This is a genomic window from Janthinobacterium aestuarii (genome assembly GCF_051380835.1).
GTDB classification, from domain to species: Bacteria; Pseudomonadota; Gammaproteobacteria; order Burkholderiales; family Burkholderiaceae_D; genus Janthinobacterium; species Janthinobacterium aestuarii.
Map to the genome: position 1 here is coordinate 21,907 of NZ_JBNYXU010000002.1, position 24,044 is coordinate 45,950.

Below are 24,044 nucleotides of genomic sequence, written 5' to 3' on the forward strand. Positions count from 1 at the left end.
GTGGGCGCGCATCACTTCGCGCCAGGCCCCGGGTCGGCCGGAACGATCTTGCCGTCGGCGATGCGGGTCAGGAATACGGCCGTCGACGCCTGGTGGTTGTCGGGCCGCAGCGTCACCCGCATGCCGCCCAGATCGAGCCCGTCGAACGATTCGAAGCTCTGGATCAGGCGCTCGCGCGTGAGGTCCGCGCCCGTGCGGCGCAGCGCCGCCACCATTAGGGTGGCCGAGATGCAGCCTTCGAAACTGACGAAGGACAGCCTGGCCGCCGGCACATGCCTGGCCAGCAGCGCGGCGCAGTCGGCGGCGATCGGCAGCTGGCGGTCGTCCGGCAGGGGCACTACCTGCGAAATGACGATGTTGTTGCCTTCCGTGCCCAGCAGTTGCAGCAGGCTGTCCGTGCCGACAAAGGACACCGTGGACAGGGCCGCCTTCAAGCCGGCCTGGCTTGCCTCACGCACGAACGCCGCCACCGGGGTGTAGGGGCCGGCCATGACCACCGCTTGCAGGTCGTGCCCGATCAGGGCCGCCAGTCCCGCCTTGACGGCCGTGGTGCCGCGCTGGAACGAACCCTTGGCAACGAGCTCCAGGCCGCGCCGTTGCAGGGCCCGCACGGTGCCGTCGAGCACGGCATTGCCGAAACCATCGTCCTGGTACAGCACGCCAAAGCGTTTGACGCCCCGGCTGGCGAAATACTGCACCAGGGCATCGGACTCATCGTCATAACTGGCGCGGAAGTTGATGATTTCATGCACCACGGGGCGGCGCAAGGTCATCGCGCCCGTAAACGCGCCCACCAGCGGCACCTTCATTTCCTGGACGATGGGTATGACGGCGTTGGTCGTGGGCGTGCCCACGTTGCCGAACAGGGCGAACACCTGTTTTTTCTCGACCAGCCTGAGCGTTTCGCTGATGGCCCGGTCCGGATCGTAGCCGTCATCGGCGACCACCAGCTCGATGCTGCGGCCATGGATGCCGCCGCGCTGGTTCGCCTCCTGGAAAACGGCCGTCGCGCCGTCGAGCATGGCTTTCCCCAGCCCCGAGGCCGCCCCCGTCTGGGCATTGACCATGCCCAGACGGATGTGCGTCTCGGTGACGCCCGGTTCGGCGGCGTGGCCGGTGCCGGCCACGAGGGTGATGGCGAGCCAGCAGCATTCCGGGAAAAAGCGCATGAGCTACCTTTGTTGAGGTTGACCGGTGTCAATAAGCACAGGGTTGACAACGAGTATGGAGGAAATTGCCAACGCAAAACTCACACATAATCACACTCACGGACACACTCATGGTCGCACTCATTCCACGGCGCGGAAAGCAGGTTAAACACGCCTCAGGACACGGGCAGCTGCACCACTACCTTGCCCCGCGCGCGGCCCTGCGCCAGATAGGCCAGCGCCTGTTTTGCCTCGGTAAAAGGAAACACACTGTCGATGACGGGGCGGATGGTTCCCGCTTCGACCAAAGCAGCGATCTGCGCCAGCTGGCCGCCGTCGGGACGCACGAAGTGGAAGGCATAGCTGGCGCCGCGCCGCTGCGCCAGGCCGATGATCTTGCGGCTGAGCAAACCGAACACCAGTTTCAGCACCACGTTCGTGCCGCGCGCGCGGGCAAAGGCGGCGTCGGGCGGGCCGACCAGCGAGACGACGCGGCTGCCAGGCTTGACGATGTGCAGGGCTTTTTCCAGCCCGTCGCCGCGTACCGTGCCCAGCACGGCGTCGTAATCGCGCAGCACGTCCTCGAACGGCTGTTTCTTGTAGTCGATGACGTCGTCAGCGCCCAGGCCGCGCACCAGTTCCACGTTCGCCGTGCTGGTGGTCGTGCCCACGCGGGCACCCAGGTGCCTGGCCAGCTGGATGGCGAACGTGCCGATGCCGCCGGAACCGGCCGGGACGAACACTTTCTGGCCGGGCTCGAGCCGCATGCGCTCATGCATGGCTTGCCACGCCGTCAGGCCGACCATGGGTATCGACGCCGCCTGCACGAAATCGAGGTTGGCCGGTTTCAGCGCGGCCGCCTGTTCGGGCACGATGGCAAATTCGGCCAGGCTGCCGTGCGGTGTGTCGAAAATGCTCGCATACACGGCGTCGCCCACTGTAAAGCGCGTGACGCCGCTGCCCACGGCCACGATCACGCCGGCCAGGTCGCTGCCCAAGGTGGCCGGCAAGCGCGTTTTCAAGATCGGCTTGAAGTCGCCCTTGGGAATCAGATTGTCGATGGGGTTCAGGCCGACGGCGTGCACCCGTACCAGCAATTCGCCGGGGCCTGGCGTGGGGCGAGGCAGTTCCGCAAACGCCACGTGATCGAGGCCGCCGTATTTTTTAAGTTGCAATGCTTGCATGATGTTCTCTCTGAGGGCTGAAAAGGCGCCGGCGCTCAGGCCAGGCGCAGGTCCTTGCGCAAGCCGGCGTCCAGCAGCGCGGCCGGCATGAAACGGCGCATCAGGCGCAAGCGCGCCGCCAGCGGCCCGGCCGTGTAGCGCAATTTCGGCTGGCTTGCCTGCGCCGCCGCCAGGACGGTGTCGGCCACGATGCCCGGGTCATCGGCGCCGGCCATCAGCGCTTGCAGGCGGCTGGTGACGGCCGCGCTCACTTGCCGGTAGGCGGACAGCGGGGTATCGGGCGCCAGCAGATTGGCTTCGAACGTGGTTTTCGTGTAGGCCGGTTCGATAACGCTGGCGCGGATACCCCAGCCCCGCACTTCATGGTCGAGCGATTCAGTGTAGCCCTCGATCGCGTGCTTGGTGGCGGAATACAGTGCGCCGTAAGGCATGGGCAAAAAGCCCACGACGGAACCGATATTGAGGATGCGCCCGCCGCCCTGGGCCCGCATGTGCGGCAGCACGGCAAGGGTCATGCGCAGCACACCATAGAAATTCGTGTCGAAGATGGCTTGCGCCTGCGCCACGCTGCTTTCCTCGGCGCCCGCCGGAGCCACGCCGAAACCGGCGTTGTTCACCAGCAAGTCGATGCGGCCTTCGCGCTGTATCAGCTCGGCCACGGCGGCAGCGACGGACGCATCGCTGGTGACGTCGAGCGCCAGCATCGCATGGCCGGCTGCGGCCGCTTGTCCGCCGCGGCGGCTGGTGCCGTACACCGTGTAGCCCGCTTGCGCCAGACGCTGGGCCGTGGCCGCGCCGATGCCGGACGAGGCGCCGGTGACGAGGGCAATCTTTTTCATGGTAATTCCTTCAGTGGTTGACAGCGTTGGATATAAAATATGACGATCATCATATTGTTGTTTCAAAAAAAGCCCGGGACGGATCAAGGCCACGGGCGGTGCAATTAGCTGGGTGCCTGAAACTGCGCCAGGGTGGCCGCGCACAGCGCGTCCGACAGGGCCGGCTCGTCCACGGCGCGCGCGAGAATGGTGGTGCCGATCATGGCGCACACCGTCGCCATCGCTTGCGCGTGCGCTTCGGGCTGGCCCCAGTTCGGCAACTGGCGCGCGAACAGGTCGATCATTTCCTTGATGTGGATAGTGGCGGCGCGCCGCACTTCGGGCGCCTGGCGCGGCATTTCCGAACCCAGCGCCGACACGGGGCAGCCCACCTCGATGGCTGCGATGTGTTCAGGCGACAGATAGGCGGCCAGCATGGCCTGCAGCGCCTGGCCCGGTGGGGCGGCAGCGGCCACCCTGGCCGCCAGCGCCACCGCTTCGGCGCCCGCGCGGTCGCCCGCCTCGGCCAGCAGCGCGTCGCGCGAGGCGAAGTGCGCATAAAAGCCGCCGTGCGTCAGGCCCGCTTCCTTCATGATGTCGGCCACGCCCGTGCCCGCATAGCCGCTGCGGCGGATGGCGCGCGTGGCCACCTCGACGATGCGTTCGTGGGTGGCTTCCTTGCGGCTTTGCGCCGCCGGTTTGTTCGGTGAGTTCTGCATGATGGTCATCATACCGCACTTTTCAACACCATGCACGCGACCAGCTGCGGCAGACGTTCCCCCGCCGCAGCTGGTATTTGAGGAAAGACTAGCTCTTCAGGCTGCAAAAGGACGCATAGTGGTCCTGCGTGTAATAGCGCTCCACTAATTTGCGTTTCCCTTTCGGGGTCTGCACCAGCAATACGGCACGATGCGAACCCGCGCCGCCATCGCCGCCGATGCCCAGATAGTATTCATAATAGACCTCGTCCTTGCCGGCGGCGGGAAGGCGGCCCTCGTTGTTATTGAAGACGGTATTGCCCGGACCACCGGCCACAGCGCTCGTCTTCGCGTTGCGGTAGGCGTCGTATTCGCTGTTTTGCGGGGTAGGCAGGGTTTTGCTCGGTTCCCTTTTGCCGCAGTCGGGGATTTTCGCCGCATGGGCAGGGAAAGATAGCAGGGCGCCTGCCACGATAAGACCGAGCGACCAGCTTGTTGCGCGTTGAGTTTTCATCGATATGCTTTCGTTGGTGGAGCGTTCAATGGATAAGCTCGTTTGATACGGCCAATGTCCGGTCGGCCGGCATAATGTCTGCAATACCGAATATAGTTAAATTTTTGAAAATATTACTATTCAATTGTCACGCGCCGTTGCCAAACAGCTCGGCCGTCCAGCCTGCATCGATGCCGGCATTACGACCGTGATCGACAATTCCCACAACAGCCGCACAGGGGCACACTCCGACGCGGCGGTCGAAGCGCTGCTCGATGCGGGCATCCGCGCCGTGCACGCCTCGGGGGCGCCCGTCTCGGGCGAGTGGGACAAGGCGCACTGGCCAGGCAACCTGGCACGCCTGCAGGCTCAGTATTTTACGAATCCCGACAGCCTGGTGACGCTGGCCATGATGGCGCAGCTGGAACCGCAGCAGTGGGCCGTCGCCCGGGCACTGGGCATTCCCATCGTGACCGAGTTTTTTGGCGCTGGCATGGCAGCCGAGCTGGAAGGCCTGCACCGGCAGGGGCTGCTCGGCAGCGACAACATCTTCAATCACTGCACCTGCCTGCCGGAATCGGGCTGGCGCATCTTGCGCGAGGCAGGCGTGCGCGTCAATGTATGCCCGCGTTCGGATGCCCATTACGGCATCGAGGCTGGCATGAACGCCTGGCAGGCGGCGCACCAGCACGGCATACGCCCCGGTCTCAGTGTCGACAACGAGACCTCGTATAGCGGCGACATGTTCATGGAAATGCGCGTGGCGTTCTACCTGCAGCGGGTGATGGGGCATCGCCACGGACATCGCCATGCGGCGGCGCCCACCGATGCGTTCCGCTTGCTCGAGGCCGCCACGATAGACGGCGCCGCGGTGGCAGGACTGGAACAGCGCATTGGCAGTTTGGCGCCAGGCAAGCAGGCCGACCTGGTGCTGATACGCACCGGCGACCTCAATGTATATCCTGTCAATAACGCCATCGGTACCGTCGTGCATGCGGCTGAGCGCAGCAATATCGATACCGTGATCATTGGCGGGCGCGTGCGCAAACGCGGTGACGTCGTGCTGGGCCTGGATCAGGCAAAACTGCGCGCTGCGATCGACGAATCCTATGGCCACCTGTTCAGTGCCGCCGGCTACCAGCCCGATCTGTTTGCCCAGTCGTTCGCACCGATCCACCAGGCGTAGGCAGCGCCCGCTGGACGCTGCCCTTGCCGCGGCTACAGGATCAGGCCAGCTTGCGCTTGCCGGCCGAAACGCGGTTCCAGCCATAGCCGGCGACGATGACGGCCAGGATGGCCGCCTGCGCCAGCAAGGTTTCTGCCGTGGGCAGGACGCCCAAAAGATCAATGCGCATGAAATCGACGGGGGTGACGCCGACCCAGCCCGCTTCCTGCAGCGCGGCCACGCCTTTGCCCATCAAAATCACGGCCAGCACAGCCACGAAGGCGGACGTCCACGAGAAAAACTTGCCGATCGGCATGCGGGCGCTCGTGCGCAGCAGTGCCCAGGCGATGACGACCAGCAGCACGATGGCCACCAGGAAGCCGCCCAGCAGCGCGCCGCCATTGCCGTCCGCCGCCAGGGCGGAATAGAACAGCACGGTTTCAAAGACTTCGCGGTAGACGGCGATGAAGGCCAGTGCGAACAGGCCCCAGGCGGAGCGCCGGCTCATTGCGGCCGTGAGTTTCTCGTGCAGGTATTCCTGCCAGCGTCCGGCGCTGCTCTTCTGGTGCATCCACAAGCCCACGCTGAGCAGGACCAGGGCCGCGAATACGGAACCGAGACCTTCGCTTACTTCACGGCTGGCGCCGCTGATGGTCACCAGATACGTTGCCGCCACCCACGTCAGGCCGCCCGCCACCAGCGCGCTGGCCCAGCCCGCATGCACGTAGGCGAGCACGTCGTTGCGCTTGGCCTTGCGCAGGAAGGCGATGATGCCGATCACGATCAGCAGCGCTTCCACGCCTTCGCGCAGCAAGATCGTCAGGGCGCCGATAAAGGTCGTCATCGGGTCGGCCTTGGCGTCGCCCAGTTCCGCTTCCACGTGGGTAAACAGTTGCTGCAGTTTTTCACCGGCCGCTTCGGCGTCGGCCACCGTGCCCTTGGCAACGGCGGAACGGTAGGCCAGCATGGCGTTTTCCACGGCCAGCAGCAGGGATTTGTTGCGCGCGCCGACCATCGGCTCGATCGGCTCGAAGCCGTCCAGGTAGGCGGACAGGCCCAGGCGCGTGGCGCCCGCGCGGTCGCCCGCGTGCATGGCGGCCAGGCTTTCGGCCAGGCGCAGACGCGACAGGGCCAGGCCGGCCGGCTTGTGCGCTTCGGCCTTGTCGGCATGGCTGCGCAAATACGCCGTCAGCGCTTTGGCTTCGTCCGCGCCCAGCTTGGCGGCAACGGCTTCCTGCGTCAGGGTCGTCACGGCGGCCAGGTCCGCGTACAGCTTCTTGGCCCGTGGATCGTCCTGCCACAGCTTTTCGCCGTGTGCGCTGGCCGCCGCATCGTGCGACATGCCACCGATATAGAACGCCAGGTCCCAGCGCTCGTTTTCGGACAGTTGGCCGAAACTGGCCATCGACGTGCCGGCCACGCCTTGCGAAATGACCTGGTACAGCGCCATCAGGCTGCGCGACTGTGCCCGTTCACCATCCGTGAAGGCGATCGGTTTCGGTTCCAGGCTGGCCGCCAACGGGCCATCGCCGCCGCCGGCCACACCGTGGCAAGAAGCGCACTGGGCCGCATACAGGGCCGCGCCACGCGCCAGGTTGGGCAGCACTTTCGGCGCCACGGGTATCGGGTAGGCGGCAATCAGCAAGCCGTTCGCATGGTGCGCCAGGCGCTTGACTTCCACGCCGTCCGCCTTGGCGACGACGGCTTTGCGCAGGTCGGCGATGGCGGCGGCAATGGCCGCCTGCGAAGCGTGGGCGGGCAGGGCGGCGATCTGCGTCGTCGCGTTGTCCGTGAAATCGAGCATTTCCGCGTATTCGGCCTCGCTGACCACCTTGCCGTGTTCGACGGCGCCGCTGTAATCGACGGCAACGTAGTCAATCAATTGCCACAATTGCTTGGCGCCGGCGCCGGCGCCGGCGCCGGGATCGGTCGTTTGCGCGGGCGCGCCGTCGGCCAGCAACAGGCTGGCGGCCACGAGCGGATAGCACACGAGCCATTTCTTCATAGAACTGAACATGATTCTCATTCTCATTTGTCGTTAACCCGGCGACTATAGGACAGACGGTGCGGGGTGTCAACGGCGCACGGGCAAGCACGGGCGTAAATGGCGGGGCATCTCTGTCATACTTGATTGCTTATCCTGTCAATGAGTTTTGAGGAGCCTTATGTTCATTGTCCTTTTGCATTATGTTCAACCGCTGGCCGCCATCGAGGCTTACATTGAAGAGCATCGGAGTTTTCTTGATCGTCACTATGCCGCAGGTCATTTTTTGGCTTCCGGTCCCCAGATGCCGCGAACAGGAGGTGTCATCCTCGTGAAAAGCCTGAGCCGTGAGGAATTGGATGGCGTGCTTGCAGAGGATCCCTTCTATCGGGAGCAGATCGCAACTTATCAAGTCATTCAATTTAATCCGAACAAATTTGGTGTTGGTGTCGAAGCTATTCTTGGCTGAGCGACATCAAAGTGAGTCCGCAGCGTGCTCTGGTCGATATTGCTGACCAAGTGCGGAGAGGCTGTAGAAAAGGACGGTGGAACCAGGGCTACTGGCCGGACGCCTGCTTTGCGTACAGGCCCCTGGCCAGGCCGTTGTCAGGCTCGTCCACGCGCAGGCCGCCCTCGACGACGCGCAGGGCCAGCTTCTGGAATGCCTGGCCCCTGATCCATTGCGGGTCGGTGACGGCGAACGCGGCGATGCGTTCCTGCGCGCGCTCGGTTGGTACGGCCAGCCATTGATAGTCGGCTTTCGAGCCTTGGCGGCGCAGGCCGGCCCGCACCCAGCGTTCCGACGCCGGCATGCGGACGATGGCGTCGCCGTTGGCCATGCTGACGGCCGTGGCCGTCTTGCCGCTTTGCGCTTCGAATTTCACTTCCACGCCGGCCATCGGTCCCAGCCGGGGGAAGCCGACAATGGCGACCCACAATCCCGCTTCGGCGGCTTTCTGGATGCGCATTTCCGATTCCTCGAACACGCGGAATTGCGGCTCCTTGCCGCCATTGCCCGCCACCAAGGTCACCGTGTCGCCCGAAGCGCGCCACTCGCCGCTGGCTTGCTGGTCGGTATTGCCATAACTGAGCATCCATTCGAACGTGCCGTCCTTTTTCAGCAGCAGTTCGGAGCCCGTTTCCATGATGCCTTGCAAATAATAGTGTCCGGGCAGCGATGGTGCGGCCGGCCCGACCGCGCTGGCCAAGCTGAGCGGAATGGACAAGGCAAGGGCGGCGCAGGCCAGCAGGCGGGAGAGGGATTGCTTCATCGGTGTGTCCTCGTTGTGTTTTTATGATAAGCCATCATAACAACGGCAATAAAATGGCCGTCGCACGACACACCGGAATGCTGGCGTCGCGTTTACTTCGCGCTGAAATCAAGTACGACGCGCGCGGCAACCTTGCCGTGCTCCAGGCGGCTGAAGATGTCGTTGATGGCCGACAGCGGCTGCAATTCCACGTCGGCCTTGACCTTGCCCGTGGCGGCAAAGGCGAGCGCCTCGGCCATGTCCTGGCGCGTGCCCACGAAAGAGCCGCGTATCGTCACGCAATTGGCGACGACGTCGAACAGCGGCGTCGGGAAGTCGCCCGGTGGCAAGCCGACGAGCACGCACGTGCCGCGCTTGCGCGTCATCGCCACGCCTTGCTGGAAGGCATCGAGCGACGGCGCCGTGATCAGCACGCCGTGGGCGCCGCCCAAGGTCGCTTCGCGCAAGGCCGCGACGGGGTCGCCCTGGCGCGCATTGATGGTCACTTCGGCGCCCAGGGCGCGCGCGTGCTCCAGCTTGCCTTCATCGATGTCGACAGCCGCCACGCGCAAGCCCATGGCCAGCGCATACTCGATGGCCAGGTGACCGAGTCCGCCGATGCCGGATACGGCCAGCCATTCGCCCGGCCGCGCGCCCGTTTCCTTGATGCCCTTGTAGCTGGTCACGCCGGCACAGATGATGGGCGCGGCCTGCACGGCGGACAGTCCCGCCGGGATATGCGCGACGTAGCGCGGGTCGGCCAAGATGTATTCGGCAAAGCCGCCATTCTTGGTATAGCCGCCAAACTGCGCTTCGGCGCACACGGTTTCCCAGGCTGCCAGGCAATGTTCGCAATGGCCGCAAGCCGAATAGAGCCAGGGCACGCCGACCCGGTCGCCCAGCTGCACTTCGGTGACGCCCGTGCCCACCGCCACCACCAGGCCGATGCCTTCGTGGCCGGGGATGAACGGTGGCGACGGCTTGACGGGCCAGTCGCCGCGCGCCGCATGCAAGTCCGTGTGGCAAACGCCGCAAGCTTCCGTCTTGACGAGGATCTGGCCGGGACCGGGTACCGGCACGGGCACCTCGCGCAGCACCAGCGGCTGGCCCAGTTGCTCGACAACGGCGGCTTTCATGGTAGTGGGTGTCATGGTATTCCTTATGAAGTGGGTAGGGCGTAGAGCAGGGCGCAAGCCATGGTTTGCTGAACAGAAGCTTGCGAATGATCATATTCTGCTGCACACGATACGAAAATTGATTGATCTACATCAACATACTGAGCGGGAAGCCAGCCCTCGTGGAGGACGATTCAGTCCGCTGCGCGGTGCTGTCGCGTTGACGGAAAGCCAGGCCTGAGGTATAATGACAACTCGGCGTGTGCTGCGTGCGCCCGGGGCTACCCCGAATACGGAGAACGACATTTTCGTTTTCCGTGAGGTTTTTTATGATGCGCGCAGCGTTCCATCTCTATTGGCGTCAACTGATTGAAGCACCGCTTTCCGCGGGCTCCGTCTTTTTCCTTTCCCACTCCTCGTCTACGCCTGCCCGGCCTGCTTGCGCTTGTATTGGCACTTCTTCCGTCATCGACCTCGCCGAGCGTGCTTGCGCCCGGAGGGCCTGGTGCGTCGTGGACATCCATTCGTCCAAGGAGCATGCGGCATGAGCACCACTACATCACTGAAACAACACCATTCCGTTCTACAGCGCTTCCTCGCCAGTGACGCGGCGGGCGGCATCCTGCTGATGGCAGCGGCCGTTGCCGCCCTGATTATCGCCAACAGTCCGCTGGCCGGCGTCTACCAGCATTTTCTGCATTGGCAAACAGGTCCCGTGCTCAGCGACAAACTGGGCCCGATGACAACCCACCTCTGGGTCAACGACGGGCTGATGGCGGTCTTTTTCCTCCTGGTCGGGCTCGAGATCAAACGGGAACTGGTCGATGGCCGGCTCTCGACGTGGGAGCAGCGACGCCTGCCCGCATTGCCTGCACTGCTGGGGATGGCATTCCCGGCCGCGATCTACGTTTTACTGACTGCGAAACAGCCCTTGCTGATGAATGGCTGGGCGATACCTGCCGCGACGGACATCGCGTTCGCCATGGGAGTGCTGGCGCTGCTGGGACGCCATGCGCCCTTGTCCTTGAAACTGCTGCTTGTTTCAGTGGCCATTATCGATGACATGGGCGCTGTCGCCATCATCGCCGTTTTCTATACCGCCTCCATCAATGCCGGCGCACTTGCCGCCGCGGCCGCCATCGTCGGGGTGTTATTTGCCTTGAACAAGCTGCGCGTGATGAAAATGTGGCCATATCTGATCGGCCTGGCCCTGCTATGGTATGTCACGCTGCTCTCCGGCGTGCACGCAACGATCGCCGGCGTGGTGGGCGCCTTCCTGATCCCCTACATTCCATCCCCAGGCACGCCGGATGCTCCTGATTCGCCTCTGCACCGGCTCGAACATGCCTTGCATCCATGGGTCGGTTTCCTGGTGGTCCCGGTATTCGGCTTCGTCAACGCTGGCGTCTCGTTTGCTGGACTCTCGCCCTCGGCCATGTGGGCGCCGCTCCCGCTTGGCATTGCCGCAGCTCTTTTCCTCGGCAAGCAACTGGGTGTGTTCGCTGGCGTCATGCTGGCGGTGAAGAGTGGACTTGCTGGCAAGCCACGCGGAAGCACCTGGCTGCAAATTTATGCGGTCTCGATGCTTTGTGGTATCGGTTTTACGATGAGCCTGTTCATCGGTGGCCTGGCATTTCTTGGCCATCCAGAGTATGTCGAGGAAGCCAAGATCGGCATCCTGCTTGGCTCTCTTTTGTCGGCCATCGTTGCTTGCCTGATTCTGCGTTTTGCCCCGAAGGCAAAAGACCAGTGTGAGCATGAAAGTGTGCAGGCAGACGAAATTCGTCGCGATGGCGATGTTGTGGCAATGTAATGCGGCACTCCGCCGGGACCTGCACTTGGTCTCGACGGATCCCATGTCAAACAGTCTTTCCAGGTAGCTCGTACGCAGAAAAACAGGTTTACATTAATTTCATGTTTCGATTATTATGGAATTATAGAATTAATTATCACCGCATTGGCTGGCACTGCGCCTGAGCTAATCAAGAAAGGATTTACGATGAATAACCTGCCCAACATCAGCGCCGCCCACCTCGACACGCCGACCCTCGATAAACTTGCGCCGCCGACGGTGGCCACGCATGCGCCGCGCATCCTCTTGCTGTACGGCTCGCTGCGTGAACGCTCGTTCAGCCGCTTGCTGACCCTGGAAGCGGAACGGCTGCTCCAGCATTTCGGCGCCGAGACACGGGTGTTCGACCCGCATGGCTTGCCCATGGTCGACAGCGTCAGCCCCGACCATCCCAAGGTGCAGGAGCTGCGCGCGCTGTCGCTGTGGTCGGAAGGCCAGGTCTGGTGCAGCCCGGAACGCCATGGCGCCGTGACGGGCGTGTTCAAGTCGCAGATCGACTGGCTGCCGCTGGAAATGGGCAGCGTGCGTCCAACGCAGGGGCGGACCCTGGCGGTGATGCAAGTGTCGGGCGGCTCGCAATCGTTCAACGCCGTCAACGGCTTGCGCGTGCTGGGCCGCTGGATGCGCATGGTGACGATCCCGAACCAGTCATCCGTTGCCAAGGCATACCAGGAGTTCGACGACAACGACCGCATGAAGCCGTCGCCATACTACGACCGCCTGGTCGACGTCATGGAAGAGCTGTATAAATTCACCCTGGTGGTGCGCGACCGCTCCGATTACCTGACCAGCCGCTACAGCGAGCGCAAGGAGTCCATGCCGGTTGACGTGCGCGCGCTCGCCACGGCGGCCATGGATCACGAAACACCGGGCGAGTAGGCTGTTAATGGCCTGTTTGTTAATGACCTGTCAATAATGGCTTCGGCGCATACAGCGCGCTTTGAAATTCCGGCACGTATTCATATTTCATCATCTTCCCCAGCTTCAATGATTTGATATAGGTCGAAAAGCTGCCGTCGCCCAGCTTCAGGTCGACCGATTCCGCGCTCGTGCTCGACGCACGGCTGAGCTGGCGGGAAACGGCATGGCCCTACGTGAGTTTCCCGGCGCCATATTTGTTGGTGAAGCTGTTGCTCACCACATCGGCCGTGTGCGACAGGTCGCCCAGTTTTTTGCCTGCAAAACCAAAATCGAGCTTGCCCGTTGCGCTATCCATGACTTCAAAGGAAACGTTTGCGTCAGTTTCCTTCGCCTCGATACCGGTCAGCCACTTCGGCAGATTGTAGCCAAGCACGCCACGCACCCTGGCCAGTTCCGTGTTGACGGGAAGCTTGAGCACATAGCCCCAGAGATCCTTGGACAGCGATTGACCCAGCAAGGTGAACGGGCCAAAGCTGGCGCTGCCACGCTTGTTGGTCACAATCGCCAATGAAATTTCATTGTAGCTGTCGTTGTCGCAGTACTCATACGCATAGGCCGTCAATGCCACCGCGCCCCGGCCTGGCCATACTTGCAGGGGTTGGACCTGTTTCAGTATGTCTTCGGGCATGAGCTTCTTCAGGCGCGCGAGGTCCGCCGTAAATACGGCCGTGATCTTGCGGTTCTTGTAATAGACGTTCGGCGAATATGAGTCAAAGCCGATGGACACCTTTTCTTTTGGCATCTCCTTGAAGCAGCTCAGGTCAAGCTCCGGCGCTTCCGATGCGATGACGGATAAAGGCGGATTCGAGCGAAAGCGGTCATACAGGCCGCCAGCGGCCACCGGGACGGCATGTCCCGCGATATCAATGGTGAGCTGCCTGTTTTCGACAGCGTGTTCCGCCCGGGACGGGTTTGCGGCAATACTCAATACCAATGCGGATACCGCTGCGGCGATGTTCATGTTCCTTGCTTGCACCTTCCATGATTGATTGGGAAAAACTCGATTCAAAAGCCGCTATGCATCCGGCGGCGATACTGCCGGTTCCGGATGGCGGTGTCCCGTTGCTGTATCAATAGCGCCAGCGCAGGCGCCACGTTGGGCCGGGTAGGCTTGCCCTGGCTCAGGCGCCGCAACTGATACTTGACCATCGCCATATAGGCAATGGACGACAGCACCTTGTTTTTCCAGGTGATGCCCCGGAGCAAGGGGCTTGCCGATTGACCGGAACGCCATGCTTCAGGCAGTTGCGGGTCGAGCGCCAAGGCCGTGCATGGCAGGGGCTTCATAACTGCCGCCGGACAATTCAATCAGGTCGACGCCCAGGGTATTGAGCATGGAAACCACCTGCTTGGCGTCATCCGAACTGAATCCCCCTTTCTGGAAATCCGCCGAATTGAGCTTCACGGCAGCGGCAGCTTACCGCATGGCGGGCAGCGCCGCCCCGGCCATTTTGCAGGCGATAGACGCGCGCATTGCGGGCCGGCCCCTCGACGCGGACGCCGAGCGCCAGGCGCCGCAGCAACTCAAGTAAGGCCTGACTGCCGATCGCATCAGAAATCGACGGCGGCCGACAGTTGCATGGTGCGGGGTGCCGACTGCGAAACGGTGCCATACGAGGCCACGCCGGCCCAGTAATGGCGGTCGAAGGCGTTCATCAAGCCGGCGCGCAAGGTCGTCGCTTTGCCGGCGATGGCCGTGCGGTAGCGCAAGCCCAGGTCGACCTTGGTCCACGACGGCACCGATTGCAGATTCGTCTGATCCACAAACTGCTTGCTCGTGTAGCTGACGGCGCCCGTGGCCGTCAAGCCCGGCCAGTACGGCAGATCCCATTCGCCGCCCAGGTTGGCCATCGATGTCGGCACGCCCACGGGGCGCTTGCCCATGGTGGCGGCGTTGTTGGTCTTCACCAGGCGCCCGTCGAGCAGGGTAATGCCGGCCAGCAGGCGCACGGTCTTGCTGGCGGCGCCGGACAGGTTCAGCTCCAGGCCCCGGTTGCGCTGCTCGCTATCCATGCTGTAGACCTTGCCATATAGCTGGCCGCTGGGCTTGGTCACCTGGAACACGGCCAGGGTCGCCAGCACGACGCCGAAATCCGCCTTCGTGCCCACTTCATACTGCTTGCTCTTGTAGGGCGCAAAGACCTGGCCCGCGTTGTCGGCGATGTTCGGGGCGATATCGCCCTTGCTGAGGCCCTCGATATAGTTCGCATACAGCGACACGTGGCGCAGCGGCTTGATGACGATGCCCGCCAGCGGCGTCAAGGCGCCTTGCTTGTAGTGCGTGGTCAGCGCGCCGCTGGTGGCGTGGTAGTTTTTCGATTCGACCAACTGGCGGCGCACGCCCAGGGTCAGCTGCACGCGCTGGTCCAGCATGTCCAGCGTATCGGCCACGGCCAGGCTGGAAAGGGTGGACGCGGACAGTTTCGGCACGCGGGCCGGTGCGGCAATGCCGGGGTCGGGCACGGCCACGGGATGGTAGATGTTTGAGGTGATGAGCTTGCCTGAATTGCTCACGCTGCCAAACTCGTCGCGGTAGACATTGCCCATCACGACCAGCGCATGCTCGATACCGCCCGTGCGAAAGCGCGTGCGCACGCCCGTGTCGCCGCTGGCGCGCCGCACGCGGAATTTCCAGTTCATGGGCGTGACCGTCATGTCGCCGGCCGCGCTGGTGATCGTCGGCGTCTGGTCCGAATAGCGCGACACGTCGGAGCGCGTGCCGCCCAGATCGGCGAACACGGTCACTTTATCATTCACATCGTATTCGAGCTTGCCAAGCGTGGCCAGGTCGTTGGACTTCCACCAGCCCCAGGACTGGGCGATGTTGCGCCGGCCGTCGGGCGCCTCGGGCACGGGCAGGCGCGCGGCCACGAGGAAGGGGCGCGTGGGCGCGTCGATCCACTGGTATTGCTCGATCACGTCGAGCGAGGCGCGCAGCCGCTGTCCCTGGTAATCGAGGGCGACGGCCGCCACTTCCGCGCGCGACGTCTGGTGGTCGAGCGGCGTGTGGCCCTGGCGGTGCAAGCCATTGAAGCGGATGCCGAAACGCCGCTCCTCGCCGAAACGGCGGCTGACGTCGATCGCGGCGCCAGCCTGCGAGCCGGAGCCGTAATCGAGCGTCAATCGCGTCAGATCGCGCGGCAGCGAACGTTTCGGCACGGCATTGACGACGCCGCCCACGCCGCCATTCGGCGACATCCCGTACAGCAAGGCGGCCGGCCCCTTGAGCACCTCGACGCTTTGCAGGTATTCCGTAAACAAATGGTAATTGGGCGACACGCCATACACGCCGTCGAACGCCACTTCGCTCAAATTGCCCTCGTTGAGGGGAAAACCGCGGATGAAAAACGAATCCGTGACGCCGCCGATCTGGCCCGTGAAGCGGGTGGACGGATCGCCGCCCAGCACCTCGGCCAGAGTCAGCGCCTGCTGGTCCAGCATGCGCTGGCTGGTGTAGCTGTTGACGCTGAACGGCGTATCGAGCAAGTCTTTTTCACCCAGCATGCCAGCCCGCGCGCTCTTGGCAATCTGCCCGCCGGCATCCGCTTCGGCCTGGCCGGTGACGACCACGGTGGCGAGCGGGTTGGGCGCGCTGGACGTTGCTTGCGCGTAGACGGAGGGTGGGACGCTGGCAATGAGCAGGCCGGCGAGGATCAGGCGGGCGGCGAGGGGATGGTGGGCTGGGAATGGAGTAGGGCGTGAGGATGGCATTGATGGCATGGGTGCAAGGTTATAAGAAGAAAAACTGTGCGCACTATACTATAAATGAGAATCATTACGTTCTATATTTGCTGGCATGAGGTGCTATGAATGCGGATCGAGAAGCCGATTCGGTATGGCCTTGGAAAGATCAGCAAGGCTATCCGTGGCTGCTCGAAGACGCCGCACAACATGGGGCAAAACGACGCAAAAACGAAGTACAACGGCCTGGGCCTGATCCTGCGCGATGCCGACCACATCGACCGCTTCATTCGCAACGATGCAGGCCAGGCCCGCGCCAGCGCTGGCGGCGAGTCAATCGAGCAGACGAATGCCCGCGTGATGCGCGAGCTGATGGGCACTGCAGCGCCGGCCTGCGACGTAATCGACATGGTGCCCGCATGAACGCCGCCGACACTCCGCGCTTCATGCAGCTGCCGGCCGAAACGCTGGCCAACCTGGAGCCGTACCCGCTGCGCACGGTGGCGGGCGTCATGCAGGCCTACCTGGACGAGAACGGCGAGTTTGCGCCGGTACCGGCTGGTATCGCCAAGCGCTGCAAGCTCATGGACGGCCGGCCAGGTGCGGAGGAGGCCTGGGCCATCGCTCTCACTAGCCAGGACGAAATGGCCAGCGTGGTCTGGACGACCGAGATTGCTGAGGCCTTTCGCATCTGCCGGCCAGTACTCGACTCCAGTGGCGCCATCAGCGCGCGCAAGCCGTTCCTGGAGGCGTACGAGCGCATCGTTGCCGCAGCGCGCGCGGTGCGCCAGCCGGCCGAGTGGGTCGCATCCGTGGGCTGGGACAAGAAGCGGCACGTCGAGGTGCTGGGCAATGCGGTGAGGGCAGGGCTGCTGCCGGCGCCGGCCGTGGCGGGCCTGCTGCAGGGCAAGCAGGACCAGACACCGGACGATGCCGCGCGCGCAACTTGCAGCGATCAAAAAAATGATTGCTGACGGTGCTGCCGCGAAGGCGGCAGCGCGCTTGGAGGGCGTGGCGCAGCAAGGTTTGGCGGACGAAGAATTCAAACGGTCGACTGCCGAGCGTGTGCAGCTTTACCTGGCCGGCGGCAGAAATGCAGCTGGCCCGGCAAGCGCGAATGCCGCTCAGGATTTGCCAGAGGCACCGCCGCACTGCGCACGCGGCATGGCCGCTACGAAGTGATATGCAGGACCAAGTAAATCGAACAGGGAAGCGCTGATGAGGTTGCGACCAAAATCGCTATCGCTTTGCAATGCTTAGCATCGCAAGCTGTTTTTTTTCGTAGAGCACGAGCATGGCGGCGCTAATGAATTCAATGTGGGCCTGCAATGAGGTGGCTTTCTTGCGATCTGCAGCGGCAATAGCGAGCTGGAAAGGAACAAGGGATGCGTCGAGGTCGCGAAAGAGTCCCCGTAGCAATCCCTCAAGTTCGCCAAGGATCGACGGTCGATAGATTTGATTTTCGCTCTCAGTACCGGGAGGGCAATGAATTGGGGTTTGGATAGTTTTCATGGCGCTAGGCAGGCAGACTGTCACCGAAATCCAACTCGAACATTGCACGCTGAACAGCAATATCGACAGCTGCTTCGCTGTTGGAATAGCTGTCTGAGTCACGATGTCCAGAGGGGCCGTGGTCGCATTGCTGATCAAGAATTCTGTACTGAGGATGCCAAGCTGATTTGAGCTTGAACGCAGTAGCCTCGATAGTAAATTTTCCGTACTTTACAAAGCGTAGTGATAGCGAGTTTTTCATGATTCTTCCTTGTCGATTCTTTAATTTTGCGGCTTAAGCGTTACCTGGTCTGTGCGCTTTACCACATTCACGAGTTTGCTAGCAATACATTAAATTTAGGAGGACGGATTGAACGTTGCATTTGTTATCCCAGGCCAGCCAATTGCGAAAGGGCGCCCAAAGTTCTCGCGCCGCGGTTCTGGCGTGGTCGCATACACGGCAACCATCGCAATGCGCGAGGGCTCGGTGGTGTATCTCGTCAATGCGACTGGTCCGCGCTCGAATGCCGTCAAAGTTTCAGCGGCTGGACTGTTACCTGTCCTCGTCGAGCCTCTGGTGGAGATTCCACAATGATTCGAAGTACTGCTGTCTGCACAGACGGTTCGTCTCGCAATGCAACGCCCCATTCGCGTTTGACGACCTTTCCGACGACGGGCTGCCCGTTAAACGAGGCGGTAATTTCGTCGCCGACCAGTAAATAACAGGGCCCAGGTTTTTCCGGCGCCGCGCCCGTGCTTTGGCGTTGTACCGCGCGTCGTGCGGATGCGGGTTTAACGGCATGGAGGCAGCTATTGAATAAACCAGCCGAGGTGACAGCCGAGGAGAAGGAGCTGGTCTTCCAGCGTTCGATGATCTACCGCCAGGCTGAGAAGTATCTGCAGGGTGCGAAAGACGGGGAGGGCGAGACAAGCGCGAAGGCAGCGCACAAGGAAGCGCGCCAGAAATGGCGCGATGCCACCGACAGGGTGGCGAAGAAATACGAGGTGCCGCGGCGCGAACCGCCATAACGAACCCGCACCCGACAGCTACAGCATCGCAAGGCCGGATTCGGCCGCTTTAATCACCATCAATTAGGAATATGACATGACGCAAACAACAGCCACATCTCCGTACCGCTCGCTGGACGACGCCCACGGCAATAACGAATTGCTTGACATGCTGCTGGCCAAGGGCCCGAGAACGACGCAGCTCTGGCCCGCGCGCTGGAAGTGGCGCCGCCCGTGATTTCCAAGATTCGCCACGGCCGCCTGCCGATAGGCGCCTCGCTGCTGATCCGCATGCACGAGGTGTTCGACGTGTCGATCCGCGAGCTCAAGCGCATCGCGCGCGCCGAGGTGGCAGCTGACCAGGTCGACCATGCAGCTCGAGTCCGGCGCCAGCGCGGCGCAGGCCGAGCAGGGCGCCCAGCAGCAAGAGCACGGCGAGCGCGAATTGCCGGTCGACCCCGGCCACGTGCGGACGCGCCAGCACTACGAAGCAATGCTGCAGGAACTGCAATGCCAGAAATGAAAAAAGCCCACTTCGCAGGTGGGCTTCCTTAAAACGCTATAAATCTTTTGAGAATTTATGAGCCAAATTGTACATCAAAAATGTCGCGACATTTTCAAATTAAATGAGAACTCACGAGCCCGGGGTGATAAAACGCTCGTCAATATCTTCGGGGATTGGGCCAACCGTAAGCGTGGTATGCCAGCCAGACGGCCTGTCATTGCTGTCGAACAGGGCAATTCTAGTGTGTGCAAAAAGGACAATGTAGACGCCAAATTTCATATCTCGTCTATTGTCCCAGTGCATCAATTCGACTGCCTCGCCGACCTTGGGAACATGTGCACCATTAGGAATGATGATGTTCTGGTTAACGAACTCTTTACTCGGCCCAGGCTCCTTTTCTCCAGCGTCGACATATCTGAAAGTGATGCTGGTGGAAATATTTTGCATGTTATGGACCTCAGTGGCTGTTCGTGGGAAGACATTAACAGGTCGAGTATCGAACAACAGTTCGCCGTCCCACAGAGTGATGTCATAGACCAACAAATTTTTGCGACGACATTCTTGCAGGATTGTCGGTCATCCGATTCTTGCGCACGCTTGACTGTATCGATTCGGTCGAGCGGCCTGGCCATTGTTGCGTATACGACGCAGGCCCCGCGCTGGCCAAGTGATTTTCCCGAGCGGTTCGATCAGACTGGCTTCGGCATTTACCGCAATCCATACAACAGCAGGCTGCGTGGTCAGCACGGCCGCGATTATCTGGTCGAGACCAGGTTCGGCGCGCCAGCTGCGGAGGTGACGCCATGCTGAAGCAGCAATCTTTACACGTCGTCGGCGAACCATTGAGCGTCGATCCATTCCTTTGCTGCCTGCAACACATGCTCACGCGCCGCTTTCTCTGTTTCTGGAGGCTGCAACTCGTTGCGAATTCCGGATGCCGACTGAACCTTGGCAAGTGGAGCTCGCGAAATTATAAAACTTCCCGTGAATTTCCCCGAGTTACCCCGAGTGTTGAGTTGCTGGGCCGAGACTTCAATGTCACAACCGCGGTATTTGTAACTTTCGCGCATCAGGATCTCCAAGGTAAGGGAGGAATCGTAGCATGAAGCGTGATTCTTTCACTCTGTCCCTCGACTTGGGCAATGAGCTCATCATCGACAACTTTGCCGGCGGCGGCGGAACCAGCACTGGCCTGGAGCAGGCATTCTCCCTACGACCCGACGCTGACCTTGTGGTGCAAGCGCTGGAAATGGCTTACGAGCAGCGAGGTCGACCGCAGGGGCTGCTGTTTCATTCGGATCAAGGTAGCCAGTACGCCAGTCGAAAATTCCGTCAGCGCTTGTGGCGCTATCGGATACGACAGAGTATGAGCCGTCGGGGAAATTGTTGGGATAACTCCCCGATGGAACGGCTGTTCCGCAGCTTCAAAACTGAATGGCTGCCGTCAACTGGTTACATGACGGCACTGGAAGCACAACGGGACATCAGCCATTACCTGATGCACCGGTATAACTGGATACGGCCACATCAGTTTAATCACGGATTGACACCAGCCGTCGCCGAAGAAAAACTTAACGTAGTGTCCGGGATGGGTTGACCACTACAGGGCGATTTTATGTATATGCTTGGAGTACCGAAATGGGCAGTGCAACAGGCGCGGTACTACCTAAAACTACGGGTCTGCGAGCGCTGTTTTAAGGATGAATTTCGTTGTCATGGGCTATGCGAGCGGGCAAGGCGTGGAGACTTTGATGTGTGAACATGGTATTGTGCATATGGTCCTCCTGTTAATCTAATTTTCTATTTAACCTTCCGAAATCTCATATGCAATCATATTATCTTAGAAGAGTAGTTATCGATGATGCGCGAGTTGTAATTAATATTGCAGAAAAGGATTTCATTGCCTTAAGATTATCAATGGATTGTCTTGTTAATATATTATATATTGAGGAGAAATATGATTTTATTGTTAAAAATAAAATTGCTCTTGACTCAGCATTAGAGTATCCAAATGAAATTGATCGGAATATGCAATCGCACAGGTATGCAAAGAGTGAAATTAATCGACATTTTGCAAACGTCTTAACTACTACGCGTTTATATGTCGATCAGGGACTGCGGTATGGGAAAAAGCTTGATCGGCTATTCGGTGAGCCATTAGTCAGCTTCGGGGCGTGGTTCGCTCAGGAATACGACGCTAGATTGGGGTATCGAGTAATGGAAGCCTTACGCAATTATGTACAGCATCGTGGCGATGCAATCCATCATGCATCATTTGGCACATACAAAGAGTACATTGAAGACCGAATGGTAATTGTAAGACGTATTGACACGTATCTCGATCCATCGGAGCTACGCAAGGAGAAAAAATTTAAGGCATCAGTTCTTGATGAGTTAGATGCTCAGGAAATTCGCATAACTGCTCAAAGTTTTTTGAGTGACTATCTTGAAGGGCTTCAGGAGGTTCATGAAAAGTTTCGTGCTGCGACTAAAGCAAAGTATATCGAGGCTACGGACTGTATATCCGACGCATTCATTCGCTATAGTGGAAGTGCTGAAGATGTAATTGGTTTGCAGGCTGTTGAGGAGTATGGTTCCGGACAAGTGAAACGCTCGTTCTCGGTTCTTAGAGACCCGATTTACATGCGAGATTTTTATGAGTCAAAAAATCCTACTCGGATGGCAATCGGATAGAAGAGATGATTCAGTGGGGAAATTGGTGTTTTCTTCACTTTTTAAGATAGAGACGCCTGCCCATGTGGCGATACTAAAAGTATCGCTATCCCCCGTTCTTCATTTGACATAATATAAATTATGCGAAGTTATGGATGATTTCGTCAAATCCTCCCTTTGGCCAACAATCGGATCGCAAATGCGATTTGTGCGATTTTTCAGCGTCGGTGTGTGGCTTGCGCCGGTGCAGACGAACTGTATCCTCCCGGCGACAATGATGCAGGATGTTTATGGTGCTCCGGTGGCTTGGCGTTCCTTGCGGTTATAAAAGTTCCACTGCCGCTGCGCGCACTCGATGGCCGCGCGGACCTGCCGCGTTGCCATCTTTCTGGAATTAAAGCATTCCGGCAGTTCCATGCCATGTTCATGGTCAGCGGTCGTGCTGCACCGCTCCAGTACGCCGACCTTGAACAGGTATGGCCTCAGTTCCTGGCGCGTGAGGTCCGGCGTCGTATTCGTCTTTTGTGCGTTCAGTTCGGTAAATACCAGCGGGTTCAGGCTGAGCATCTGACCGACGGCGATGACAGACGCCGGATTCGCCACCCGCAGGATCAGGTTAAAAACCAAGATGGCCCGCTGGAAACTGTTGGCACCCTGTGCCGCCGCAAGGGTCTGGCTGGTTGTCAGGTCGGCACGGCGGATCTTGTGCCGCTTGTTCAGGGCGCTCGCCATGCTGCCGAGGGCATCAAATTCACCGGTGACGGCCGCTGCCGACGATTCCGCCAAGAACAACGCCAGGGCTGATTTGTTCTTTCGCGCTTCTCCAGGTCGACAGGCACCCTTTGCCGGGGCTGCCCACATGATCGATGCCGCATTTGTCTGAACCTGAGGACCCGGCGCGGCGGCGCGCCAGTATCGGCCTGAGCCTGATGCCGCCACTAACAGCGCGTCTACGCACCCTTCTTTACCGGATCAGCGCCAGGAGCGGTGCTCGCAAGGAAACTGGCGCCATCACTGGCAGTGTTAAATATACATCACTTTTCCGCCCGGTGTGCTAGGATGTATTTCGTTGCAAATTAAATAAGGAAAAAAATAATGAACCTGAAGGCGACAACTGCGGCAATGCTCCTCGTGCTGGCATCGCTGCCGATGCAGCAGGCATTGGGGGCCGAGAAAACTTTCCTGGTCACGGGAACGATCGTACCGCAATTCATCATGGGGAACGATGGCTCCGGTCGGCCTATTCCTGAATTGATACCGGTCGGGACAAAATTTACGGGCAGCTTTACCATCGATGATGCGATCAGCCCCAATCCGGCAGATGGAAGCTGGCCAATCTTTGTTTCCTCAACGATTAGTGCCGGCAATTTGACGGTGAGCACCGTCGGAGGCCAACTGGATGTTTACAACGGCTCAACCGAAATGAGCCTGAGCGCCGGGAGCTATTTTTCTGATACGCCAGGCACGGTGTCCACTAATCTATCCGGCTGGCATACCCCATTGGCGAGCTTCGGTTTTAATAGCACGCTATGGAACTACCCGCCCTATACCTTTCCACGCATCGAAGAATTATGGGATTTGAATAACGGCACGACCACGGCATCGTTCGGCCTGATTCTCTTCTATGCGTCCCCCATCGTCAGTCCCTATACCAACGTGTCCATGATCGTCAAGGCGAACATTACCAGCATCGTTTCGACAGTTCCGGAACCGTCGCACATCGGCATGCTGGTCGCCGGCCTGGCGCTGACGGGTTTTGCCTTGCGGCGCCGCAAGGCCTGACATTCATGGCATGCCAGTCCGCGTGCGCCAGCAGGCCTAGCCATGCTGCGGAGCGGCGTTTTCGTGCTGGTGCGACTTAGCCTGGCGCGTCGGACGTCCTCCTCCCTTCCCCACCCTGCTTCCGGCGCTCTTTTGCGGCGGTTGAGCCTGTTCCAACGACCATACCAGCGGCGGGTCGCCACGCCACTGGTATGGTCGCGCACGGACTTCCTTTCGGCATGAGACACAACTGGTATTGTGATCTTGCGCAAAGAATAAAACCAGTTGACTACCACC

The 24,044-nt window shown here is 60.5% G+C and carries 27 protein-coding genes and 3 pseudogenes; 15 read left to right on the top strand and 15 right to left on the bottom strand.

What is annotated here, in order from left to right:
- Nucleotides 1-11: 11 nt before the first annotated feature.
- From ACQ4WO_RS06325 to ACQ4WO_RS06345, 5 genes are all read right to left on the bottom strand, one after another.
- Entirely contained in the window at nt 12-1,169 is a 1,158-nt protein-coding gene (locus ACQ4WO_RS06325; RefSeq protein ID WP_436480664.1) for an ABC transporter substrate-binding protein, read from the bottom strand.
- 155 nt (nt 1,170-1,324) lie between these two features.
- Nucleotides 1,325-2,332, bottom strand: coding sequence for an NADP-dependent oxidoreductase (locus ACQ4WO_RS06330; protein ID WP_436480665.1), 1,008 nt, complete (start codon nt 2,330-2,332; stop codon nt 1,325-1,327).
- A gap of 35 nt (nt 2,333-2,367) precedes the next feature.
- The gene (locus ACQ4WO_RS06335) at nt 2,368-3,171 is read right to left on the bottom strand and encodes an oxidoreductase (RefSeq protein WP_436480666.1); all 804 of its coding nucleotides are present in this window, start codon (nt 3,169-3,171) and stop codon (nt 2,368-2,370) included.
- Between the two features lie 104 nt (nt 3,172-3,275).
- Entirely contained in the window at nt 3,276-3,881 is a 606-nt protein-coding gene (locus ACQ4WO_RS06340) for a TetR/AcrR family transcriptional regulator (protein ID WP_436480667.1), read from the bottom strand.
- A gap of 76 nt (nt 3,882-3,957) precedes the next feature.
- On the bottom strand, nt 3,958-4,362 hold the full coding sequence (locus ACQ4WO_RS06345; protein WP_436480668.1) for a ribonuclease domain-containing protein: 405 nt from the start codon (nt 4,360-4,362) through the stop codon (nt 3,958-3,960).
- A 124-nt stretch (nt 4,363-4,486) separates the two neighbouring features.
- Between ACQ4WO_RS06345 and ACQ4WO_RS06350 the strand changes: the two genes are divergently transcribed.
- Entirely contained in the window at nt 4,487-5,527 is a 1,041-nt protein-coding gene (locus tag ACQ4WO_RS06350) for an amidohydrolase family protein (protein WP_436480669.1), read from the top strand.
- 40 nt (nt 5,528-5,567) lie between these two features.
- Here ACQ4WO_RS06350 and ACQ4WO_RS06355 read toward each other — a convergent pair whose 3' ends face one another.
- On the bottom strand, nt 5,568-7,523 hold the full coding sequence (locus ACQ4WO_RS06355) for an FTR1 family protein (protein ID WP_436480670.1): 1,956 nt from the start codon (nt 7,521-7,523) through the stop codon (nt 5,568-5,570).
- Nucleotides 7,524-7,671: 148 nt separating this feature from the next.
- On the opposite strand from ACQ4WO_RS06355, the gene ACQ4WO_RS06360 reads away from it, so the two are divergent.
- Entirely contained in the window at nt 7,672-7,959 is a 288-nt protein-coding gene (locus ACQ4WO_RS06360) for a YciI family protein (RefSeq protein ID WP_436480671.1), read from the top strand.
- A gap of 88 nt (nt 7,960-8,047) precedes the next feature.
- Here the strand turns inward: ACQ4WO_RS06360 and ACQ4WO_RS06365 are convergent, their stop codons facing one another.
- Nucleotides 8,048-8,761 carry a hypothetical protein gene (locus ACQ4WO_RS06365; protein ID WP_436480672.1) on the bottom strand — a complete coding sequence of 238 codons (714 nt, stop codon included), beginning with the start codon at nt 8,759-8,761 and terminating at the stop codon, nt 8,048-8,050.
- Nucleotides 8,762-8,853: 92 nt separating this feature from the next.
- Nucleotides 8,854-9,891, bottom strand: a complete 1,038-nt coding sequence (locus ACQ4WO_RS06370) for a zinc-dependent alcohol dehydrogenase (RefSeq protein ID WP_436480673.1) — start codon at nt 9,889-9,891, stop codon at nt 8,854-8,856.
- A 508-nt stretch (nt 9,892-10,399) separates the two neighbouring features.
- Here ACQ4WO_RS06370 and nhaA point away from each other — a divergent pair.
- Nucleotides 10,400-11,668, top strand: coding sequence for a Na+/H+ antiporter NhaA (nhaA, locus tag ACQ4WO_RS06375; RefSeq protein ID WP_436480674.1), 1,269 nt, complete (start codon nt 10,400-10,402; stop codon nt 11,666-11,668).
- Nucleotides 11,669-11,854: 186 nt separating this feature from the next.
- Entirely contained in the window at nt 11,855-12,586 is a 732-nt protein-coding gene (arsH, locus tag ACQ4WO_RS06380; protein ID WP_436480675.1) for an arsenical resistance protein ArsH, read from the top strand.
- A gap of 211 nt (nt 12,587-12,797) precedes the next feature.
- On the opposite strand, the gene ACQ4WO_RS06385 is transcribed toward arsH, so the two are convergent.
- Together ACQ4WO_RS06385 and ACQ4WO_RS06390 are read right to left on the bottom strand one after the other, a co-directional pair.
- Nucleotides 12,798-13,589: an acetoacetate decarboxylase (ADC) gene (locus ACQ4WO_RS06385; protein WP_436480676.1), complete on the bottom strand. Its 792-nt coding sequence runs from the start codon at nt 13,587-13,589 to the stop codon at nt 12,798-12,800.
- Between the two features lie 44 nt (nt 13,590-13,633).
- Nucleotides 13,634-14,036, bottom strand: a pseudogene (locus tag ACQ4WO_RS06390) (2,4-dienoyl-CoA reductase); the annotation flags it as partial.
- On the opposite strand from ACQ4WO_RS06390, the gene ACQ4WO_RS06395 reads away from it, so the two are divergent.
- A complete protein-coding gene (locus tag ACQ4WO_RS06395; protein ID WP_436480677.1) occupies nt 13,963-14,160 on the top strand; it encodes a hypothetical protein in 198 nt (65 codons plus the stop codon). The pseudogene ACQ4WO_RS06390 and the gene ACQ4WO_RS06395 overlap by 74 nt on opposite strands.
- A 19-nt stretch (nt 14,161-14,179) precedes the next feature.
- On the opposite strand, the gene ACQ4WO_RS06400 is transcribed toward ACQ4WO_RS06395, so the two are convergent.
- Nucleotides 14,180-16,339, bottom strand: a complete 2,160-nt coding sequence (locus tag ACQ4WO_RS06400; protein ID WP_436480678.1) for a TonB-dependent receptor — start codon at nt 16,337-16,339, stop codon at nt 14,180-14,182.
- A gap of 99 nt (nt 16,340-16,438) precedes the next feature.
- On the opposite strand from ACQ4WO_RS06400, the gene ACQ4WO_RS06405 reads away from it, so the two are divergent.
- The gene (locus tag ACQ4WO_RS06405) at nt 16,439-16,732 is read left to right on the top strand and encodes a hypothetical protein (RefSeq protein ID WP_436480679.1); all 294 of its coding nucleotides are present in this window, start codon (nt 16,439-16,441) and stop codon (nt 16,730-16,732) included.
- Nucleotides 16,729-17,283 carry a hypothetical protein gene (locus ACQ4WO_RS06410; RefSeq protein WP_436480680.1) on the top strand — a complete coding sequence of 185 codons (555 nt, stop codon included), beginning with the start codon at nt 16,729-16,731 and terminating at the stop codon, nt 17,281-17,283. Before ACQ4WO_RS06405 ends, ACQ4WO_RS06410 begins: the two co-directional genes overlap by 4 nt.
- Nucleotides 17,284-17,548: 265 nt before the next feature.
- Here the strand turns inward: ACQ4WO_RS06410 and ACQ4WO_RS06415 are convergent, their stop codons facing one another.
- Nucleotides 17,549-17,821 (bottom strand): hypothetical protein, encoded by a 273-nt coding sequence (locus ACQ4WO_RS06415; protein WP_436480681.1) that lies wholly within the window; start codon nt 17,819-17,821, stop codon nt 17,549-17,551.
- Nucleotides 17,822-17,825: 4 nt separating this feature from the next.
- Nucleotides 17,826-18,062 (bottom strand): hypothetical protein, encoded by a 237-nt coding sequence (locus tag ACQ4WO_RS06420; protein WP_436480682.1) that lies wholly within the window; start codon nt 18,060-18,062, stop codon nt 17,826-17,828.
- A 551-nt stretch (nt 18,063-18,613) separates the two neighbouring features.
- Between ACQ4WO_RS06420 and ACQ4WO_RS06425 the strand changes: the two genes are divergently transcribed.
- The 5 genes and pseudogenes from ACQ4WO_RS06425 to ACQ4WO_RS06445 all read left to right on the top strand — a co-directional run bounded on the left by ACQ4WO_RS06425 (nt 18,614) and on the right by ACQ4WO_RS06445 (nt 20,123).
- Nucleotides 18,614-18,829, top strand: coding sequence for a hypothetical protein (locus tag ACQ4WO_RS06425; RefSeq protein WP_436480683.1), 216 nt, complete (start codon nt 18,614-18,616; stop codon nt 18,827-18,829).
- 76 nt (nt 18,830-18,905) lie between these two features.
- Entirely contained in the window at nt 18,906-19,046 is a 141-nt protein-coding gene (locus ACQ4WO_RS06430) for a hypothetical protein (protein ID WP_436480684.1), read from the top strand.
- A pseudogene (locus ACQ4WO_RS06435) lies at nt 19,013-19,138 on the top strand (helix-turn-helix domain-containing protein); the annotation flags it as partial. The gene ACQ4WO_RS06430 and the pseudogene ACQ4WO_RS06435, both read left to right, overlap by 34 nt.
- Nucleotides 19,139-19,178: 40 nt before the next feature.
- The gene (locus ACQ4WO_RS06440; RefSeq protein ID WP_436480685.1) at nt 19,179-19,331 is read left to right on the top strand and encodes a hypothetical protein; all 153 of its coding nucleotides are present in this window, start codon (nt 19,179-19,181) and stop codon (nt 19,329-19,331) included.
- 57 nt (nt 19,332-19,388) lie between these two features.
- Nucleotides 19,389-20,123, top strand: coding sequence for a hypothetical protein (locus ACQ4WO_RS06445; protein WP_436480686.1), 735 nt, complete (start codon nt 19,389-19,391; stop codon nt 20,121-20,123).
- 11 nt (nt 20,124-20,134) lie between these two features.
- On the opposite strand, the gene ACQ4WO_RS06450 is transcribed toward ACQ4WO_RS06445, so the two are convergent.
- Entirely contained in the window at nt 20,135-20,383 is a 249-nt protein-coding gene (locus tag ACQ4WO_RS06450; protein WP_436480687.1) for a hypothetical protein, read from the bottom strand.
- A gap of 131 nt (nt 20,384-20,514) precedes the next feature.
- On the opposite strand from ACQ4WO_RS06450, the pseudogene ACQ4WO_RS06455 reads away from it, so the two are divergent.
- Nucleotides 20,515-20,910 (top strand): annotated as a pseudogene (locus tag ACQ4WO_RS06455) (DDE-type integrase/transposase/recombinase); the annotation flags it as partial.
- Between the two features lie 227 nt (nt 20,911-21,137).
- Entirely contained in the window at nt 21,138-22,007 is an 870-nt protein-coding gene (locus ACQ4WO_RS06460; protein ID WP_305061909.1) for a hypothetical protein, read from the top strand.
- Between the two features lie 267 nt (nt 22,008-22,274).
- On the opposite strand, the gene ACQ4WO_RS06465 is transcribed toward ACQ4WO_RS06460, so the two are convergent.
- Nucleotides 22,275-22,847: a hypothetical protein gene (locus tag ACQ4WO_RS06465; protein WP_436480688.1), complete on the bottom strand. Its 573-nt coding sequence runs from the start codon at nt 22,845-22,847 to the stop codon at nt 22,275-22,277.
- Between the two features lie 234 nt (nt 22,848-23,081).
- Between ACQ4WO_RS06465 and ACQ4WO_RS06470 the strand changes: the two genes are divergently transcribed.
- Nucleotides 23,082-23,768 carry a PEP-CTERM sorting domain-containing protein gene (locus ACQ4WO_RS06470; RefSeq protein ID WP_436480689.1) on the top strand — a complete coding sequence of 229 codons (687 nt, stop codon included), beginning with the start codon at nt 23,082-23,084 and terminating at the stop codon, nt 23,766-23,768.
- The last annotated feature ends 276 nt before the right edge of the window (nt 23,769-24,044 follow it).

Bases quoted from the DNA above. Each gene is read 5' to 3' on its own strand.
- ACQ4WO_RS06355 (WP_436480670.1), bottom strand. From the start codon at position 7,523: ATGTTCAGTTCTATGAAGAAATGGCTCGTGTGCTATCCGCTCGTGGCC.
- ACQ4WO_RS06460 (WP_305061909.1), top strand. From the start codon at position 21,138: ATGCAATCATATTATCTTAGAAGAGTAGTTATCGATGATGCGCGAGTT.
- ACQ4WO_RS06410 (WP_436480680.1), top strand. From the start codon at position 16,729: ATGAACGCCGCCGACACTCCGCGCTTCATGCAGCTGCCGGCCGAAACG.
- ACQ4WO_RS06335 (WP_436480666.1), bottom strand. From the start codon at position 3,171: ATGAAAAAGATTGCCCTCGTCACCGGCGCCTCGTCCGGCATCGGCGCG.
- ACQ4WO_RS06445 (WP_436480686.1), top strand. From the start codon at position 19,389: ATGAGCCAAATTGTACATCAAAAATGTCGCGACATTTTCAAATTAAAT.
- ACQ4WO_RS06420 (WP_436480682.1), bottom strand. From the start codon at position 18,062: ATGAAAAACTCGCTATCACTACGCTTTGTAAAGTACGGAAAATTTACT.
- ACQ4WO_RS06405 (WP_436480679.1), top strand. From the start codon at position 16,439: ATGCGGATCGAGAAGCCGATTCGGTATGGCCTTGGAAAGATCAGCAAG.
- ACQ4WO_RS06415 (WP_436480681.1), bottom strand. From the start codon at position 17,821: ATGAAAACTATCCAAACCCCAATTCATTGCCCTCCCGGTACTGAGAGC.
- ACQ4WO_RS06395 (WP_436480677.1), top strand. From the start codon at position 13,963: ATGGAAACCACCTGCTTGGCGTCATCCGAACTGAATCCCCCTTTCTGG.
- ACQ4WO_RS06325 (WP_436480664.1), bottom strand. From the start codon at position 1,169: ATGCGCTTTTTCCCGGAATGCTGCTGGCTCGCCATCACCCTCGTGGCC.
- ACQ4WO_RS06360 (WP_436480671.1), top strand. From the start codon at position 7,672: ATGTTCATTGTCCTTTTGCATTATGTTCAACCGCTGGCCGCCATCGAG.
- ACQ4WO_RS06385 (WP_436480676.1), bottom strand. From the start codon at position 13,589: ATGAACATCGCCGCAGCGGTATCCGCATTGGTATTGAGTATTGCCGCA.
- ACQ4WO_RS06440 (WP_436480685.1), top strand. From the start codon at position 19,179: ATGCAGCTCGAGTCCGGCGCCAGCGCGGCGCAGGCCGAGCAGGGCGCC.
- arsH (WP_436480675.1), top strand. From the start codon at position 11,855: ATGAATAACCTGCCCAACATCAGCGCCGCCCACCTCGACACGCCGACC.
- ACQ4WO_RS06400 (WP_436480678.1), bottom strand. From the start codon at position 16,339: ATGCCATCCTCACGCCCTACTCCATTCCCAGCCCACCATCCCCTCGCC.
- nhaA (WP_436480674.1), top strand. From the start codon at position 10,400: ATGAGCACCACTACATCACTGAAACAACACCATTCCGTTCTACAGCGC.
- ACQ4WO_RS06450 (WP_436480687.1), bottom strand. From the start codon at position 20,383: ATGCGCGAAAGTTACAAATACCGCGGTTGTGACATTGAAGTCTCGGCC.
- ACQ4WO_RS06345 (WP_436480668.1), bottom strand. From the start codon at position 4,362: ATGAAAACTCAACGCGCAACAAGCTGGTCGCTCGGTCTTATCGTGGCA.
- ACQ4WO_RS06430 (WP_436480684.1), top strand. From the start codon at position 18,906: ATGACGCAAACAACAGCCACATCTCCGTACCGCTCGCTGGACGACGCC.
- ACQ4WO_RS06465 (WP_436480688.1), bottom strand. From the start codon at position 22,847: ATGTGGGCAGCCCCGGCAAAGGGTGCCTGTCGACCTGGAGAAGCGCGA.
- ACQ4WO_RS06470 (WP_436480689.1), top strand. From the start codon at position 23,082: ATGAACCTGAAGGCGACAACTGCGGCAATGCTCCTCGTGCTGGCATCG.
- ACQ4WO_RS06330 (WP_436480665.1), bottom strand. From the start codon at position 2,332: ATGCAAGCATTGCAACTTAAAAAATACGGCGGCCTCGATCACGTGGCG.
- ACQ4WO_RS06340 (WP_436480667.1), bottom strand. From the start codon at position 3,881: ATGATGACCATCATGCAGAACTCACCGAACAAACCGGCGGCGCAAAGC.
- ACQ4WO_RS06365 (WP_436480672.1), bottom strand. From the start codon at position 8,761: ATGAAGCAATCCCTCTCCCGCCTGCTGGCCTGCGCCGCCCTTGCCTTG.
- ACQ4WO_RS06370 (WP_436480673.1), bottom strand. From the start codon at position 9,891: ATGACACCCACTACCATGAAAGCCGCCGTTGTCGAGCAACTGGGCCAG.